This window comes from Bradyrhizobium sp. IAR9 (assembly GCF_013408065.1).
In the GTDB taxonomy this organism is placed as follows: Bacteria; Pseudomonadota; Alphaproteobacteria; order Rhizobiales; family Xanthobacteraceae; genus Bradyrhizobium.
The window spans coordinates 1-15,372 of the sequence record NZ_JACBZW010000019.1 but is presented as its reverse complement, the minus strand read 5'-3'; the positions used below and the strand labels follow the sequence as shown (position 1 = coordinate 15,372).

The 15,372-nt window shown below is 64.5% G+C and carries 7 protein-coding genes; 2 read left to right on the top strand and 5 right to left on the bottom strand.

Features of this window, described 5'->3' with window-relative positions:
• The 5 genes from treZ to GGD67_RS34910 are packed head-to-tail and all read right to left on the bottom strand — an operon-like array spanning position 1 to position 11,222.
• Positions 1-1,752, bottom strand: a complete 1,752-nt coding sequence (gene treZ / locus GGD67_RS34930; protein WP_179739125.1) for a malto-oligosyltrehalose trehalohydrolase — start codon at positions 1,750-1,752, stop codon at positions 1-3.
• Positions 1,749-3,827: a glycogen debranching protein GlgX gene (gene glgX, locus GGD67_RS34925; RefSeq protein WP_179739123.1), complete on the bottom strand. Its 2,079-nt coding sequence runs from the start codon at positions 3,825-3,827 to the stop codon at positions 1,749-1,751. The genes treZ and glgX overlap by 4 nt, the downstream gene beginning before the upstream one ends.
• Before the next feature lie 3 nt (positions 3,828-3,830).
• Entirely contained in the window at positions 3,831-5,978 is a 2,148-nt protein-coding gene (glgB, locus tag GGD67_RS34920) for a 1,4-alpha-glucan branching protein GlgB (protein WP_179739121.1), read from the bottom strand.
• On the bottom strand, positions 5,971-9,264 hold the full coding sequence (gene treS / locus GGD67_RS34915) for a maltose alpha-D-glucosyltransferase (RefSeq protein WP_179739119.1): 3,294 nt from the start codon (positions 9,262-9,264) through the stop codon (positions 5,971-5,973). The genes glgB and treS overlap by 8 nt, the downstream gene beginning before the upstream one ends.
• Positions 9,265-9,275: 11 nt before the next feature.
• A complete protein-coding gene (locus GGD67_RS34910; protein WP_179739117.1) occupies positions 9,276-11,222 on the bottom strand; it encodes a maltotransferase domain-containing protein in 1,947 nt (648 codons plus the stop codon).
• A gap of 204 nt (positions 11,223-11,426) precedes the next feature.
• On the opposite strand from GGD67_RS34910, the gene malQ reads away from it, so the two are divergent.
• The gene (gene malQ / locus GGD67_RS34905) at positions 11,427-13,388 is read left to right on the top strand and encodes a 4-alpha-glucanotransferase (RefSeq protein WP_179739115.1); all 1,962 of its coding nucleotides are present in this window, start codon (positions 11,427-11,429) and stop codon (positions 13,386-13,388) included.
• A 40-nt stretch (positions 13,389-13,428) separates the two neighbouring features.
• Positions 13,429-15,231 (top strand): glycoside hydrolase family 15 protein, encoded by a 1,803-nt coding sequence (locus GGD67_RS34900; RefSeq protein ID WP_179739405.1) that lies wholly within the window; start codon positions 13,429-13,431, stop codon positions 15,229-15,231.
• Positions 15,232-15,372: the final 141 nt, after the last annotated feature.

Sequence of the window (15,372 nt, the reverse complement as noted above, 5' to 3'; positions counted from 1 at the left end):
CTAACCTCCGAGGCGCCAGACCACCGACCAGGGGGCAAGCCGGTCGCCGATCTCGCCGCCCCAGATCGGCGTACCCGCGCTGATATTGGAGATGATTTCTTGGTCCGACAGGTTGGCGGACAGGCGAAGCACGGTGCCGTCGCCCATGCGCCAATGCGCGGTGAGCAGGCCGCTGTCGGCCGCCTCGGCCTCGCCGAAGCTCGCGCCCCTCAGCCGCGGCATGATCTCCTTGCGGCGAAGCGCGAGCAGCTCCCGGACCAGCGCGAGCCGCGCGTCCTGCTGCGGCGTGCGGCCGGTCCAGTCGAGCACGGCTGATTGCAGCGTTGCCGGATCGAGCGGGTCGGGCACCTCGTCGCCGTACTTCTCGTAAGCCCAGGCATATTCCTGCTTGCGCCCCTTGCGGACGGCATCGGCCAGTTCGCCGTGGAAATCGCAGAAGAACGGGAAAGGCACCGTGGAGCCCCATTCCTCGCCCTGAAACAGCATCGGCACCATCGGCGCGAGCAGGGACACCGCGAGCGCCGCTTCGATCTGCTGCGATGATGCCAGGCTCTCGAGCCGGTCGCCGAGCGGACGGTTGCCGATCTGGTCGTGGTTTTGCAGGAAATTGACGAAGGTCGCCGGCGGCAGCTTGCCGCTCGGCTCGCCGCGCGGCTTCTTGCCCCAGAACTCCGAAACTTCGCCCTGGTAGACGAAGCCGGAGGCCAGCGCGCGGGCGAGATCGAGCCGCGGCGTTTGATAATCCGCGTAGTATCCGGCGAGCTCGCCGGTCAGCATCACGTGCCAGACGTGGTGATAGTCGTCGTTCCACTGTCCCCGATATTTCCCGTTCGGCGGCTCCTGCGCCGCGTCGAGCAGGCTGGCGCGATTGTCGCCGTTCTCCAGCACGAGATGGATGTGCCGCCCCGTGGCCTTGGCAAGCTCGCCTGCGGCGACGCTGAGGTCCTGCAGCATCGATTGCTCGCCGGGGATCGCCATGATGTGATTGGCGGCATCCAGCCTCAGGCCGTCGAAACGGTAGTCGCTGAGCCAGGACAGCGCATTCTCGACCGCGAATGCGCGCACCTGCGGCACGCGATAGTCGATCGCACTGCCCCAGGGCGTGTGGGCGTCGGTGAAGAAGGCCGGCGCATAGCGGCCGAGATAATTCCCCTCGGGCCCAAAATGATTGTAGACGACGTCGAGGAACACCATCAGGCCGCGCAGATGCGCTTCGTCGATCAGCGTCTTCAGGTCGTCGGGCCGGCCATAGGCGCTGTCGGGCGCATACCAAAGCACGCCGTCATAGCCCCAGCCGCGGCGCCCGGCGAAATCGGCCAGCGGCATCAATTCCAGCGCGGTGATGCCCGTTGCGACGAGATGATCGAGCTTGTCGATCATGGCGCGGTAAGTGCCTTCGGAGGTGAAGGTGCCGACATGGGTCTCGGTCAGCACCGTCTCTTCCCAGGGGCGGCCGCGCCAATCGCGCGCACGCCACGAAAAGGCGTCGTGATCGATCACCTCGCTCGGCCCGAACACATCCTCGGGCTGAAAGGCCGAGGCGGGATCGGGTACCTCGATCTCGTCGTCGATCCTGAACTTGTAGGGGCTGCCGGCGGTGAGGCCGGAAATCTCGGCCACGTACCAGCCATCCTGCCGGCGCTGCATCGCGTGTCTTCGGTCGAGCAGGAGGTCGACACGCCGCGCGCCAGGCGCCCACAGGCGGAACGACACGCCGTCCTTTGTCGGCCTCGCCCCGAAGGATGGCCTCATAGCGCCCCCGCGAAGGCGAGCACCGAGCGCGGCGGCGCCTTGCTGTCGCTCCCGGGCGGGAACTCGACCGTATTCAGCTTGGCATCGGTCGTGTTCAAGATCTGCTGCCAGCTCTTGTATTCGGTCATTTTGGGCAATTTGAATGCGATCTCTTCGGGGGCGGCGTTCAGTACGATAAAGATCGCGGCCCCACCCGGTTCCACCGGGCCCATCACATAGGAGAGGAATCTTCCCTCCGGGAATTTCCAGTCGTTCTCCGTCATTTCGTCGCCCGCAGGTGTCAGCCACAATGCGCCGTACGACACGCCGTCTGCGGGGCGGCCGTCGAGCCAGCGATGGCTGCGAAGCTGCGAGAACCGGCGGCGGATGTCGGCGAGATGGCCAACGAAATCGACCATGTCGTCGCCCTCTTTGCCGAGATTGTCCCAGCCGACCCAGCCGATCTCGTTGTCCTGGCAATAGGCGTTGTTGTTGCCGGATTGCGAGTTGCCGACCTCGTCGCCGGCGAGGATCAGCGGAACGCCCTGCGCCAGCATCAGGCAAGCCAGCACGTTCTTGCGAAGCTGACGGCGCAGGGCGAGGATCTGAGGATCGTCGGTCGTCCCCTCGACACCGCAATTGTTGCTGTGGTTGTCGTTGGAGCCGTCGCGGTTGTCCTCGCCGTTGGCCTCGTTGTGCTTCTCGTTGTAGCTGAAGAGGTCGGCGAGCGTGAAGCCGTCATGGACGGTGATGTGATTGATGCTGGCGCGCGGCCGCCGTCCGTCATGGTTGAACAGGTCGGACGATGCCGTCATCCGGCTGGAGATGTCGCCGATCAGGCTGCCTTCGCCGCTCCAGTAGCGGCGCATGGCGCTGCGATAGCGATCATTCCATTCCGACCATTGCGAGGGGAATGCGCCGACCTGATAGCCGCCAAGGCCGAGGTCCCAGGGTTCGGCGACGAGCTTGACGGTCGCAAGCACCGGATCCTGCCGGATCGCGGTCAGGAACGAGATGCCGCGATCATAACCGTTCGGCCCGCGCGCGAGCGTGGTGGCAAGGTCGAAGCGGAAGCCGTCGACGTGGCAGACCTCGACCCAGTAGCGCAAGGAGTCCATCACCATCTGCAGCACGCGCGGATGGGTGAGATTCACCGACGAGCCGCAGCCGGTGAAGTCGTCGTAATAGCGCGGGTTCTCGCGGTTGAGCCAGTAATAGGAGGCGTTGTCGATGCCGCGGTAGCACAGCGTCGGGCCGAGATGGTTGCCCTCGGCGGTGTGGTTGTAGACGACGTCGAGCATCACCTCGATGCCGGCATCGTGCAGGCGCGCCACCGTGGTGCGGAAGGAGTCGAGCGCATTGTCCTGGGCGTAGCGCAGCTCAGGCGCGAAGAAGGAGAGCGAGTTGTAGCCCCAGTAATTGGCGAGCTTCTTCTCGACCAGGATGCGGTCGTCGACGAAGCTGTGCACCGGCAGCAGCTCCACCGTGGTGACGCCGAGCTTCTTCAGGTGCTCGATCATCGCCGGCGAAGACAGCCCGCCATAGGTGCCCCGCAGGTTCGGCGGCACGTCGTCGCGCTTCTGGGTCAAACCCTTGACGTGGGCCTCGTAGATGACGGTGTCTTCCCAGGGGATATTGGGACGGATCTCGCGGCGGCCCCAGTTGAAGGTCTCGTCGACCACGACGGCCTTGGGCATGCCGCGGGCATTGTCGCGCCGATCGAAGGACAGATCCTCGCGTGGGCTCCCGGTGCGGTAGGCGAAATGCGCATCGCTCCAGACCAGGCGTCCCGCGAGCCGCTTGGCATAGGGATCGAGCAGCAGCTTGTTCGCGTTGAAGCGGTGGCCGTGCTCGGGCTCGTAGGGGCCGTGCACGCGATAACCGTAGAGCTGGCCGGGCGAGACGTCGTTGAGATAGCCGTGCCAGACATCTTCGGTTCTTTCCGGCAGCTCGATGCGCTCGAGCTCGCGGCGGCCTTGCGTGTCGAACAGGCAGAGTTCGACCTTCTGTGCGTTCGCGGAGAACAGCGCGAAATTGGTGCCGCGTCCGTCCCAGCTTGCGCCGAGGCGTGCAGGCGATCCGGCAGTCAGGCGCATGTGTCAGCTTTCCGGAACGAGAAAGATCGCGGCGAGCGGCGGAATGGTGAGGCGGAGCTCGGGCGCCTTGCCTTCAACGGCATGAACCTCGCCGATGTTCCCGACATTGCTGCCGCCATAATGGGCGGAGTCCGAATTGAACACTTCCTTCCACTTGCCGGCAAAGGGCACACGAACGCGATAGTTGCGATAGACATTGGGTGAGAAGTTGATGATGACGAGACACCGCGCCTGCTCGTCAAATCCCTTGCGCAGCCAGGCGAACACGTTGCGGTTGGCGTCATCCGTGATCAGCCATTCGAAGCCGGCCTGGTCGCAGTCCATCTGGTGCAGCGCCGGCACCGCGCGATAGAGCCGGTTGAGGTCCCGGATCAGTGACTGAATGCCGGAATGATACTTGTATTCGAGCAGGTGCCAGTCGAGCGACTGGTCGTGATTCCATTCGCGGCTTTGGGCGATTTCCGCGCCCATGAACAACAGCTTCTTGCCGGGATGGCCGAACATGAAACTGTAATAGGCGCGCAAATTCGCAAAGCGCTGCCACTCGTCGCCGGGCATGCGGCCGAAGATCGAGCGCTTGCCGTGCACGACCTCGTCGTGGGACAGCGGCAGGATGAAGTTTTCCGAGAACGCGTAGTGCAGGCCGAACAGGATCTCGCCGTGATGGTGCTTGCGGTGAACAGGGTCCTTGCTGATGTAGTTCAGCGTGTCGTGCATCCAGCCCATGTTCCACTTGTAGCCGAAGCCGAGCCCGCCGAACTCGACGGGGCGCGAGACCTGAGGCCAGGCGGTGGACTCCTCGGCCGCCGTGGTCGCCTGCGGGAAGCGCGCGAAGACCTCGGTGTTGAAGCGGCGCAGGAAGTTGATCGCCTCGATGTTTTCGCGGCCGCCATACTGGTTCGGGATCCAGGCACCGGGCGGCCGGCTGTAGTCGAGATAGAGCATGGACGCGACGGCATCGACGCGTAAGCCGTCGATCGCATAGCGCTCCATCCAGAACAGTGCGTTCGACACCAGGAAGTTAGTCACTTCGGTGCGGCCGTAATTGTAGATCAAGGTGCCCCAGTCGAGGTGGCGGCCCTGGAGCGGGTTGGCGTGCTCGTAGAGCGCGGTGCCGTCGAAACTGCCTAGCCCGTGCGGATCGTCGGGGAAGTGACCGGGCACCCAATCGAGCAATACGCCGACGCCCTCGCGGTGGCAGGCATCGACGAGGGCGGCAAAATCCTCCGGCGTGCCGAAGCGGCTGGTCGGCGCATAGAGGCCGGTCGGCTGATAGCCCCAGGAGCCGTCGAAGGGATGCTCGCTTACGGGCAGGAATTCGAGGTGGGTGAAGCCCATGTCGCGGGCATAGGCCGGCAACTGTTCGGCCAGCTCGCGATAGGTCAGCCATTCATCGCCGTTCTTGCGACGCCACGAGCCGAGATGCACCTCATAGATCGACATCGGCGCCGACAGCGCGTTGATGCCGTCGGGCGCCGGGCGTGGCCGTGGCAAATGCGTTTCGTCGAACACGATGGAGGCCGTCTTCGGACGGACTTCGCTGGCAAAGGCCATCGGGTCTGATTTCAGCGGAAGCAGATGGCCGTGCGGCCCGATGATCTCGAACTTGTAGTGATCGCCGGCTTTGGCATGCGGAATGAACAATTCCCAATACCCGGAGCCGCGCACCCGCATCGGATGGCGCCGTCCGTCCCAAAAATTGAAATCGCCGACCACGGAAACGCGGCGTGCGTTCGGGGCCAGTACCACGAAGCCGATGCCGTCGATGCCCTCGAGCCGCATCGGATGCGCTCCGAGCTTGTCGTAGAGGCGCTGATCGGTGCCTTCGCCGAGCAAATAGAGGTCGAAATCGGTCAGGATCGGCGGAAAGCGGTAGGCGTCCTCGAACTCGACGACGTTGCCGCCGAATTTTGCGCGCAGCTGATAGTGCTTCGAGCCATTGGGCAGGGCGCCGATGAACAGGCCGGAATCATGCACGCGGTCGAGCGGAGCGACTTCGCCATGCTCGCCAACTGCCTCGACATTTGAGGCCTCGGGGAGAAAAGCGCGCACCACGCTTTTATCGCCTTCGGGGTGCAGCCCGAGATAGTGGAAGGGGTCGGAGTGGCGGCCCTCGATGATCGCATAGGCCTCGGCAGGCAGTTTAGGCATGGGCTTCGCTCCCGGCACTGGACAGAATGCGAAGCAGTCCGGTCAGCGGCGCATGGAGCCCCTCAGGCCGGTTGGACAGCTCGTACTCTACTTCATCGAAGGCTTGATCAAGCAGGAAAAACCTTAACAGGCCTTCCGCGGATTGCCGATCCTCCGGCCACAGCCGTCGATCGGTCATGGCTTCGCGATAGGCGGACAGGAAGGTTGCGGCGGCTCGCTCGCGCCATTCGTCGAGCGCGGCGGTGATCCGGCCCTGCTCGTCGGAAGCGCCCGTGAGCGCACGGCTCAGCGCCGCGTTAACCGAAAGATCGATCGAGCGGATCAGGCCGGCGACGTCGCGCGCGGCCGGCGCCTTGCGCCGCTTGTCGGCCAGCGGCAGACGCGGATCGCCGTCGAAGTCGATGATGAAGATATCGTCCTTCACGATCAGAGTTTGCCCGAGGCGGAAGTCGCCATGATGACGGATGCTCAGCCCGCCGATCCCGGAAGGCAATAGCGCATTCAGGTGGTCGGGCAGGGACGTGCGCACGGCGGCGAGCCGGTCGATCAACGGTCGGTCCGCCTCCCGCAGGCCGTCGCGGCTGTCGGCCAGCCGCTCGAAAACCCGCTCGGCCCGTGCCTTGAGGTCGGACACAAATCGTTTGGCGTGCGCAGAGCCGATCGGCTCTGGAGCAAGATCGTGCGGCCCTGCCGCCGCCAAGGCGACATGCAACTCGCCGAGCCGCCGGCCGATCTGCGCGATGAAGTGCAGATAAGGCGCTTGCTCCTGGGTCTCGCGCGGCGTTTCGCCTGCCGATAGCACGCGCTGCTCGTCGATATAGCGATCGAGATAGCCCGTGGTCACGGTCCAGCCGTCACCCTGGTTCTCGATATAAGCATGGAGCACGCCGAGCGTGCTGCGCTGATCGCCTTCGACCAGCTCGACGCTGCCGAGCAGCGCCGGCGTATTGGCAAAGCGCGCGACCTCGGTGAGGTAATGGCCGATCTCGATCTCGGGGTTGATGCCGCCTTCGAGCTGGCGATAGAGCTTGGCGACGTACTGGTTGTCGACCAGCGCGGTGCTGTTCGATTGCTCGATCGCGCGGATGCGTTCGGGCTCCTTGATGGTGTAATCGGCGAAGCGGCTCGTCGCCTTGAACTCCAGCCGCAGATTGTTTTCTTCCACCACCAAATTCTGCGAGAGGTTGCGCAGGAACAGGCCGATGAAGATCTGATCGGTCGCCACGTCGAGCAGCGTGCCCTCTCGCGCACCCTGGCGGACGGCGGCGAGCGCCTTCGGGTTGAAGCGCTCGCGGTCGAAGCGCACCCACTCGATCTGCATCGGCAGCACGTAGCGCGACGCGGCGTCCTGGTCGGCCTTCTGGAAAAAAGCGATCCAGGGCCTGTTGTCGCCGATGTCGCAGAACGGCACGGCCGAGGTCAGCGTGGTTTTGATCTGCTTGGGATTGTGCTCGGGATACCACCGCGTCCGCGACAAGAATCCCGGTAGCACGTCGCGCTCGAACACGCCGCGCTCGCGGGCGAGCGACACCCAGTTCGAGTTCACCGGCACCACCAGCGTCTCGAACTCCGGCACCGCGCGCGGCGTCACCGGCTCGGACTTGTCGCGTTCCTGAAGCTGGAACCAGTAGAAGCCGTAAGGCCCCAGCGTGATCATGTAGGGCAGTTCGCCGATCGCAGGAAAGCGGGTGCGGCCGAGCATCTCCTGCGGGATGCGATCCTTCCAGGGCGACAGGTCGAGCTCGGTCGCTTGCGCTGCGCGCGACAAATTGGCGACGCAGAGGATCACCTCGTCGCGATATTGGCGGACATAGGCCAGCACGGCGCGGTTGGCCGGGCGGATGAAGGTCATGGTGCCGCGGCCGAAAGCGAGCGTCGACTTGCGCACCGAGATCAGCCGCTTGGTGGCGCTGAGCAGCGACGACAGGCTGCGCGACTGGGCTTCGACGTTCACGGATTCGTAGCCGTAGACGGGGTCCATGATCAGCGGCGCGTAGAGGCGGGCGGGGTCACAGCGCGAGAAGCCGCCGTTGCGGTCGGGGCTCCACTGCATCGGCGTGCGGACGCCGTTGCGGTCGCCGAGATAGATGTTGTCGCCCATCCCGATCTCGTCGCCGTAATAGATGATCGGCGTGCCGGGGAAGGATAGCAGCAGGGAGTTCATCAGCTCGATCTTGCGCCGGTCGTTGTCCATCAGCGGCGCAAGGCGCCTGCGGATGCCGACATTGATGCGGGCGCGCGGGTCGTTGGCGTAGGTGGTCCAGAGATAATCGCGCTCGACGTCGGTGACCATCTCCAGCGTCAGTTCGTCATGGTTGCGCAGGAACAGCGCCCATTGGCAGCTTGCCGGAATATCAGGTGTCTGGCGCAGAATGTCGGTGATCGGAAAGCGGTCCTCCTGCGCGATCGCCATGTAGATGCGCGGCATCAGCGGGAAGTGGTAGGCCATGTGGCACTCGTCGCCACGGCCGAAATATTCCTGCACGTCCTCCGGCCATTGATTGGCCTCGGCCAGCAGCAGCTTGCCCTTGGAGTAGGAATCCAGCTCGTGGCGCAGGCGCTTGATGATCGCATGCGTCTCGGGAAGGTTCTCGTTCGAGGTGCCCTCGCGCTCGCATAGATAGGGAATGGCATCGAGCCGGAAGCCGTCGACGCCGGCGTCCAGCCAGCGCTTCATCACCTGGATCAGCGCGCTGACCACGCGCGGATTGTCGAAATTGAGATCCGGCTGGTGCGAGAAGAAGCGGTGCCAGTAGAACGCGCCGGCCTCGTGATCCCAGGTCCAGTTCGACTTCTCGGTGTCGGTGAAGATGATCCGCGTGCCCTGGTATTTCTGGTCGGTGTCGCTCCAGACATACCAGTTGCGGGCGCTGGAGCCGGGATGGCTGCGGCGCGCGCGCTTGAACCATTTGTGCTGGTCCGAGGTGTGGTTGACGACCAGCTCGGTGATGACGCGCAGGCCGCGCTTCTGCGCTTCCTGGATGAAGCGCTTGAAGTCCTTCATGGTCCCGAAATCGGGATTGACCGAGCCGTAGTCGGCGATGTCGTAGCCGTCGTCGCGCCCCGGCGAGGGATAGAACGGCAAAAGCCACAGCGCGGTGACGCCGAGCTCCTGCAGATAGGGCAACTTCTCGGTCAGACCGGCGAAATCGCCGATGCCGTCATTGTTGCTGTCGGCGAAGGCCTTGACGTGGAGCTGATAGATAATGGCGTCCTTGTACCAGAGCTCATCCACGATCTCGGCAGCCTCAAGCTTCTTGGTGTCGACGGAAGACAGAACATTCATGGCGTGACCCCTTACGCCAGGCAGCGGAACAAGAGCGCCGGATCGCGGTCGGGATCGATACGCAACCTGATCCCGCCCCATTCGATGCGGGACTGTTCGCCGGTGAGAAGGTTTTCGAGTTTCGTCACATGGTGCCGCTGCCCGCCGGCGTCAACGGTGACGTCGCCCAGCGGCAGCCAGCACTCGCGCAAATGGCCCGAAAGCGCGATCACGACGAGGACGGTATTGGCAGGCTCGGCCGCTTCCTTGACGAAGGCGATCGTCTCGCCGTCTTCAACGCCGAGAAACCGCAAGTTCGCCGTTTGCTGGAGCGCGGCATTGTCGTTGCGGATGCGGTTGAGCGCGGCAATGTAGGACTTGATGTTGCCGGGACGGTCCCAGTCGCGTTGCCGGATCTGGTATTTCTCGGAATCCAGATATTCCTCGCGGCCGGGCATCGCCTCGTGTTCGAGCAACTCGAACCCGCTGTAGACGCCGTAATTGCCCGACAATGTCCCCGCCAGCGCGAGGCGCGACTTGAATGCCCAGGCTTCGCCGCTCTGGAGATGATAGGGCAGCAGGTCGGGCGTGTTGACGAACAGGTTCGGGCGATAGAAGTCGCGCTCGGGATAGCGCGTCAGCTCGCCGAGATATTGCTCCAGCTCCCACCTTGTCGTGCGCCAGGGGAAATAGGTGAAGGACTGCGCAAAGCCGAGCTTGGCGAGGCCCTTCATCAGCTTCGGCCGGGCAAACGTCTTGGAGAACAGGATCACCTCGGGATGCCGGCGGCGGATGTCGCGGACCAGCCAGTCCCAGAACGCAAGCGGCGCGGTGTCGTGGTTGTCGATGGCGAAGATGGTGACGCCTTGGTCGATCCAGAACAGCATGGCGTCGCGAAACCCATTCCATAGCCCGGCCCGGTCGACGGAATTGAAATCGGGGATCACGATGTCCGAATAGGGTCCATCGGCCGTCCGCACCGAGCGGTCCGGCCGCCATTTGAACCATTCCGGATGCTGCGTCAGCCAGGGATGGTCGGGCGAGCATTGCACGGCGAAATCAAGCGCGAGCTCGAGACCATATTCCAGGCAGGTCGCGACCAGTGCGCGGAAATCCTCGATGGTGCCGAGCTCGGGATGCAGCGCATCGTGGCCGCCCTCGGCGGCTCCGATCGCGTAGGGCGAGCCGGGCTCGCCTTCGGTTGCCACCGGCGCATTGTTGCGGCCCTTGCGGCGGCGACGGCCGATCGGGTGGATCGGCGTGAAATAGAGCACGTCAAAACCCATCGCGGCGATATCAGGCACGCGGGCGATGCAGTCTCGCAGCGTGCCGTGCTGGCCGGCGACCTGGCTCTGGCTGCGCGGCATCATCTGATACCAGGCGCCGAAGCGCGCCTTGTCGCGGTCGACGGTCAGCGGGAAGGGCTGCGAGCGGGTCAGGTCTGGCCTGGACTGGCTCTCTGCCATGGCATTGCCGAGCTCGGCGGCAAGCAGCGAGGCGACATCGCCAGTCTGAAGATAATCCTCGCACTGTTTGACGATGACGGCCGCCGCGTCCTGTCGCGCGCCATGCGCCTTGGTCAGGAGCCCGGCCCCCTCGATCGCATCGAGGCTGACATCGGCACCCATTCGCTGCTTGCGCGCGACCCCGTGCGACCAGGTGGCGAACTCGTCGGTCCAGGCTTCGACGGCATAGACGTATTGCCCGGGCTCAACAGGTGTGAATCCGCCGGACCAGCGGTCATTGCCCCGATGGTCCATCGGCTCGTGCTTCCAGTCGCGGTCCTGCTCGCGGCGCCAGATCAGCGCGGCCCCGACCACGGCGTCGCCATCGCGGTAGACATCGGCCCACACCTCCATGCGCTCACCCGCGATCCGCTTCACGGCGAAGCGGCCGGCGTCGATTGCGGGATAGACGTCCTCGATCAGGAAAGCGCTGCCGGCTGCGGCACTTTCGACAGTTTGAATTGTCTTGTTCACGGTGATGCCATTGACAAGAAAGCAGGAGCCCGTTTCCCTTGTCGGGAACCTACGCTTGATACCTATATAGAAAGCCGGTTGTGTGTCATTAGTTCCCTCGGGAACGGGTAGCGCGGTCTGCGAGTTAGGGCTGACTAACGTCTTCCACCGTCTCGTTAAAATTGATGCCCCCGGCAAAAGGGTGGCCTGCAAGCTGCGTGCCGAATGGATCTTTTAGCTCAAGCCCGCATCAAGGGCGTTCAATCCGAATTCATCGACGCCCTCGGAAAGCTGCGGGTCACCGATCCCGTGGCCCTCAAATCCATCCTCGATGCCCTGCCGGAGAAGCGGGTTTACCGCTTCGTCAGCGGGCCGGTCGTGGTCCGGGCCTTAGGGCATCCGCGCACCGAATTGGCGACGATCGGCGCGCCGCCACTGAAGTGGAAATTGACCGCAAAGGCGGAGGTGATCGCCGAGGGCGAGGCCCGCGAGCCCGTGATCGCCTGGCCTGCCCGCCTGCCGCTCGGCTATCACCGGTTGACACTGACTGATGCGGAAGGTGTGACGGAAGAGGTGCCGATGATCGTGGCGCCCGAGCGCGCCTTCGGCGGCGATTTCGACCGCGGCTGGCTGCTTGCCGTGCAGCTCTACAGCGTCCGTTCGGACCGCAATTGGGGCATTGGCGATTTCACCGATCTCGCCGATCTGGTCCGGCTCGCAAAGCAGCTCGGGGCCGACGGCGTCGGGCTCAATCCGCTGCATGTCCTGTTCGACGACCACCCGGCCGATTGCAGCCCTTATTCGCCGAACAGCCGGCTGTTCCTCAATCCGCTCTATATCGACGTCGAGGCCATTCCCGAATTCTCCCCAGACCTCGTCCCCGACGCAGCCGCGACCGCGGCGCGTCTGCGCCAAGGCGACCGCGTCCCCTATGCCGATATGGCGGCTTTGAAATGGCTGGGGCTGCGCGCCGCCTTTGACAGCTTCGTGACGACGGCAAGCGCGGCGCGCCGCAAGGCGTTCGACGCCTTCCGCGCCGCCCGCGCGCCCCTATTGTCCCGCTTCGCCTGCTTCGAGGTGCTGCGCCATCGTTTCACCGCGCCATGGTGGGAATGGCCGGTTGAATGGCAGCAACCTGATGAGGCAAAATGCGCCAGCTTGCGCAATGGGCCTGACAAGCGCGAGGTCGAGTTCGTCGAATTCGTGCAATGGACCGCAGATAGCCAGCTGCATGCTGCCAAGGAGCTTGCCAGCCAGCTCGGCATGCGCGTCGGGCTCTATCTCGATGTCGCCGTCGGCGTGCAGTCCAACGGCTTCGATGCCTGGAACGAGCAGATGGCGATCTCCCGTCATCTCGCCGTCGGCGCGCCGCCCGACGTGCTCAACACCATCGGCCAGGACTGGGGCCTTGCCGGCTTCAACGCCGGCGGCCTGGAAGCGCAATCCTTCGTGCCGTTCGCCGACATGCTCGCCGCTTCAATGCGCCATGCCGGCGCTATCAGGCTCGATCACGTGCTCGGGCTGAAGCGGCTTTATCTGGTGCCGCGCGGCTTCAAGCCGGACAACGGTGCCTATGTGCAGATGCCGTTCGAGGCGCTGCTTGGCGCGGTGGCGCGCGAGAGCGCGGCCCACAAATGCATCGTGATCGGCGAGGATCTCGGCACCGTGCCGGAAGGTTTTCGCGAGATGATGCAGGATTTCGGTATCTGGTCCTATCTCGTCATGATGTTCGAGCGCGACGATGCCGGCCATTTCCGCAACGTCGACCATTACCGGCCCAACGCACTGGTCACGCTGAACACGCATGATTTGTCGACCTATGCCGGCTGGCGCTCCTTCAGCGACCTCAAGATGAAGCGCTCGCTCGGGCTCGATCCCGGCGAGAACGACCAGGCGCGCTGGGATGCGCTCGGCAGGCTCGACGAGATCCTGCGCCAGAACGGCATTCGTGCCAACGACCTCTATTCCGTGCTGGCCTTCCTGTCGCGCACGCCGTCGCGGCTGCTCGCGGTCTCAATGGAGGATCTGCTCGGCGTGATCGACCAGCCCAACATTCCCGGCACGATCGACGAACATCCGAATTGGCGTCAGCGCTTGCCGGTCGCGCTCGACAAGATCGCCGCGAAGGTCGACCTCACGGCCTTGCGAGCCGCGACGCGGGAACGTTCGCTGAATGGCGGGAGTTGACGCGCGAGGTTACAAGGGCTCTTTCAAGGCTCGCACGACATTGTCTCAGAGGATCGAGGACTATGCGCTGATCGGTGATTGCGAGACCGCGGCGCTGGTCGGGCGCAACGGCTCGATCGACTGGCTGTGCTGGCCGGCCTTCGATTCCGATGCCTGCTTTGCCGCCATCCTCGGCACCCACAAGAATGGCCGCTGGCTGATCGCACCGGGTGAGGACGTCACGAAGATTTCGCGCCGCTATCTCGGCAACACTCTCATCCTCGAAACGCGTTTCGAGACGAAGAGCGGCACCGTCGCGCTGATCGATTTCATGCCGCCGCGCGGCAAGGCGTCCGACATCGTGCGGCTGGTCCGCGGCGTCAGCGGCGCGGTGAAGATGCGGATGGAGCTCGTCATCCGCTTCGGCTTCGGTACCGATATCCCCTGGGTGCGGCGGATCGACCATTCGCTGATGGCAATCGCCGGCCAGGACATGACGGTGCTGCGCACGCCGGTCGAGACCCGCGGCGAGGATCTGACCACGGTGTCCGATTTCGAGGTGAAGGCCGGCGAGACGGTACCCTTCGTGCTGACCTACGGCCCCTCGCATCTGGAGCCGCCCGCGCCGATCGATCCGGAGATCGCGCTTCAGGACACCGAAAAGTTTTGGCAGGATTGGTGCGGCCACTGCACCCGCGACGGCGACTATCAAGACCTCGTCATGCGCTCGCTGATCACGCTGAAGGCGCTGACCTTCGCGCCGACCGGCGGCATCGTCGCGGCACCCACCACCTCGCTGCCGGAAAAGCTCGGGGGCAGCAGGAACTGGGATTATCGTTTCTGCTGGCTGCGCGACGCCACCTTCACGCTGCTGGCGCTGATGAACTCGGGCTATACCGAGGAAGCGCTGGCCTGGCACAATTGGCTGCTGCGCGCGGCGGCCGGCTCGCCGGCGAACATGCAGATCATGTACGGCATCTGGGGCCAGCGGCGGCTCTTGGAATGGGAGGCGGGCTGGCTCGACGGCTATGAGGGCGCGAGGCCGGTGCGCGTCGGCAATGCCGCGCATGCGCAGCTCCAGCTCGACGTCTACGGCGAGCTGATCGACGCCTTCCACCAGTCGCGCATGGCCAAGCTCAAGCTCGATGATGAAACGACATGGGCGCTGGAATGTGCCGTGCTCAATCATCTGGCCGAAGTGTGGGACCGGCCCGATCACGGCATCTGGGAGCGGCGCGGCCAGCCCAGGCACTACGTCTTCTCCAAGGTGATGACCTGGGTCGCCTTCGACCGCGGCATCAAGAGCGCCGAGACCTTCGGCTTCAAGGCGCCGCTGCTGCACTGGCGTACCTTGCGCGAGGCCATTCATCGCGACGTCTGCAACCGGGGGTTCGACGTGGAGGAAAATGCCTTCGTCGTATCCTACGGCTCGAAGCTGCTCGACGCCAGCGTGCTGCTCCTGCCGGCCGTGGGCTTCCTGCCGCCGTCGGACCCGCGCATCCGTGGCACCATCGCCGCGGTCGAGACATGCCTGATGCGCGACGGCTTCGTGCTGCGGCACGATCCGCGCGAGCTGCCTGCGGGGCAGCCGCCGCTCGAAGGCGCGTTTCTGGCCTGCAGCCTGTGGCTCGCCGATGCCCATGTGCTCGCCGGCGATCTCGACAAGGCGCAGATCTTGCTCGATCGCGTCGTGGGCATCGCGAACGATGTCGGCTTGCTGGCGGAGGAATACGATTCAGTCGCCCGGCGCCAGACCGGGAATTTCCCGCAGGCGCTGACGCACATCGCGCTGATCAACACCGCGCATAATCTGTCGGCGGCAAGACAGGAGAGCGAGAAGCCGGCGGTGCAGCGGTCGAAGTAAGGGAGAGTTGCGTCCGCGAGGGAGGTGCGCTCCCTCTCCCGCTTGCGGGCAGGGCTATCGCATATGGCTGAGGGTGGCCAAGAGGAATGCGTTGTCCCAGCCAGCGCGCTTGATTTTACGCCGGAGGGAAGCGCGATCCGG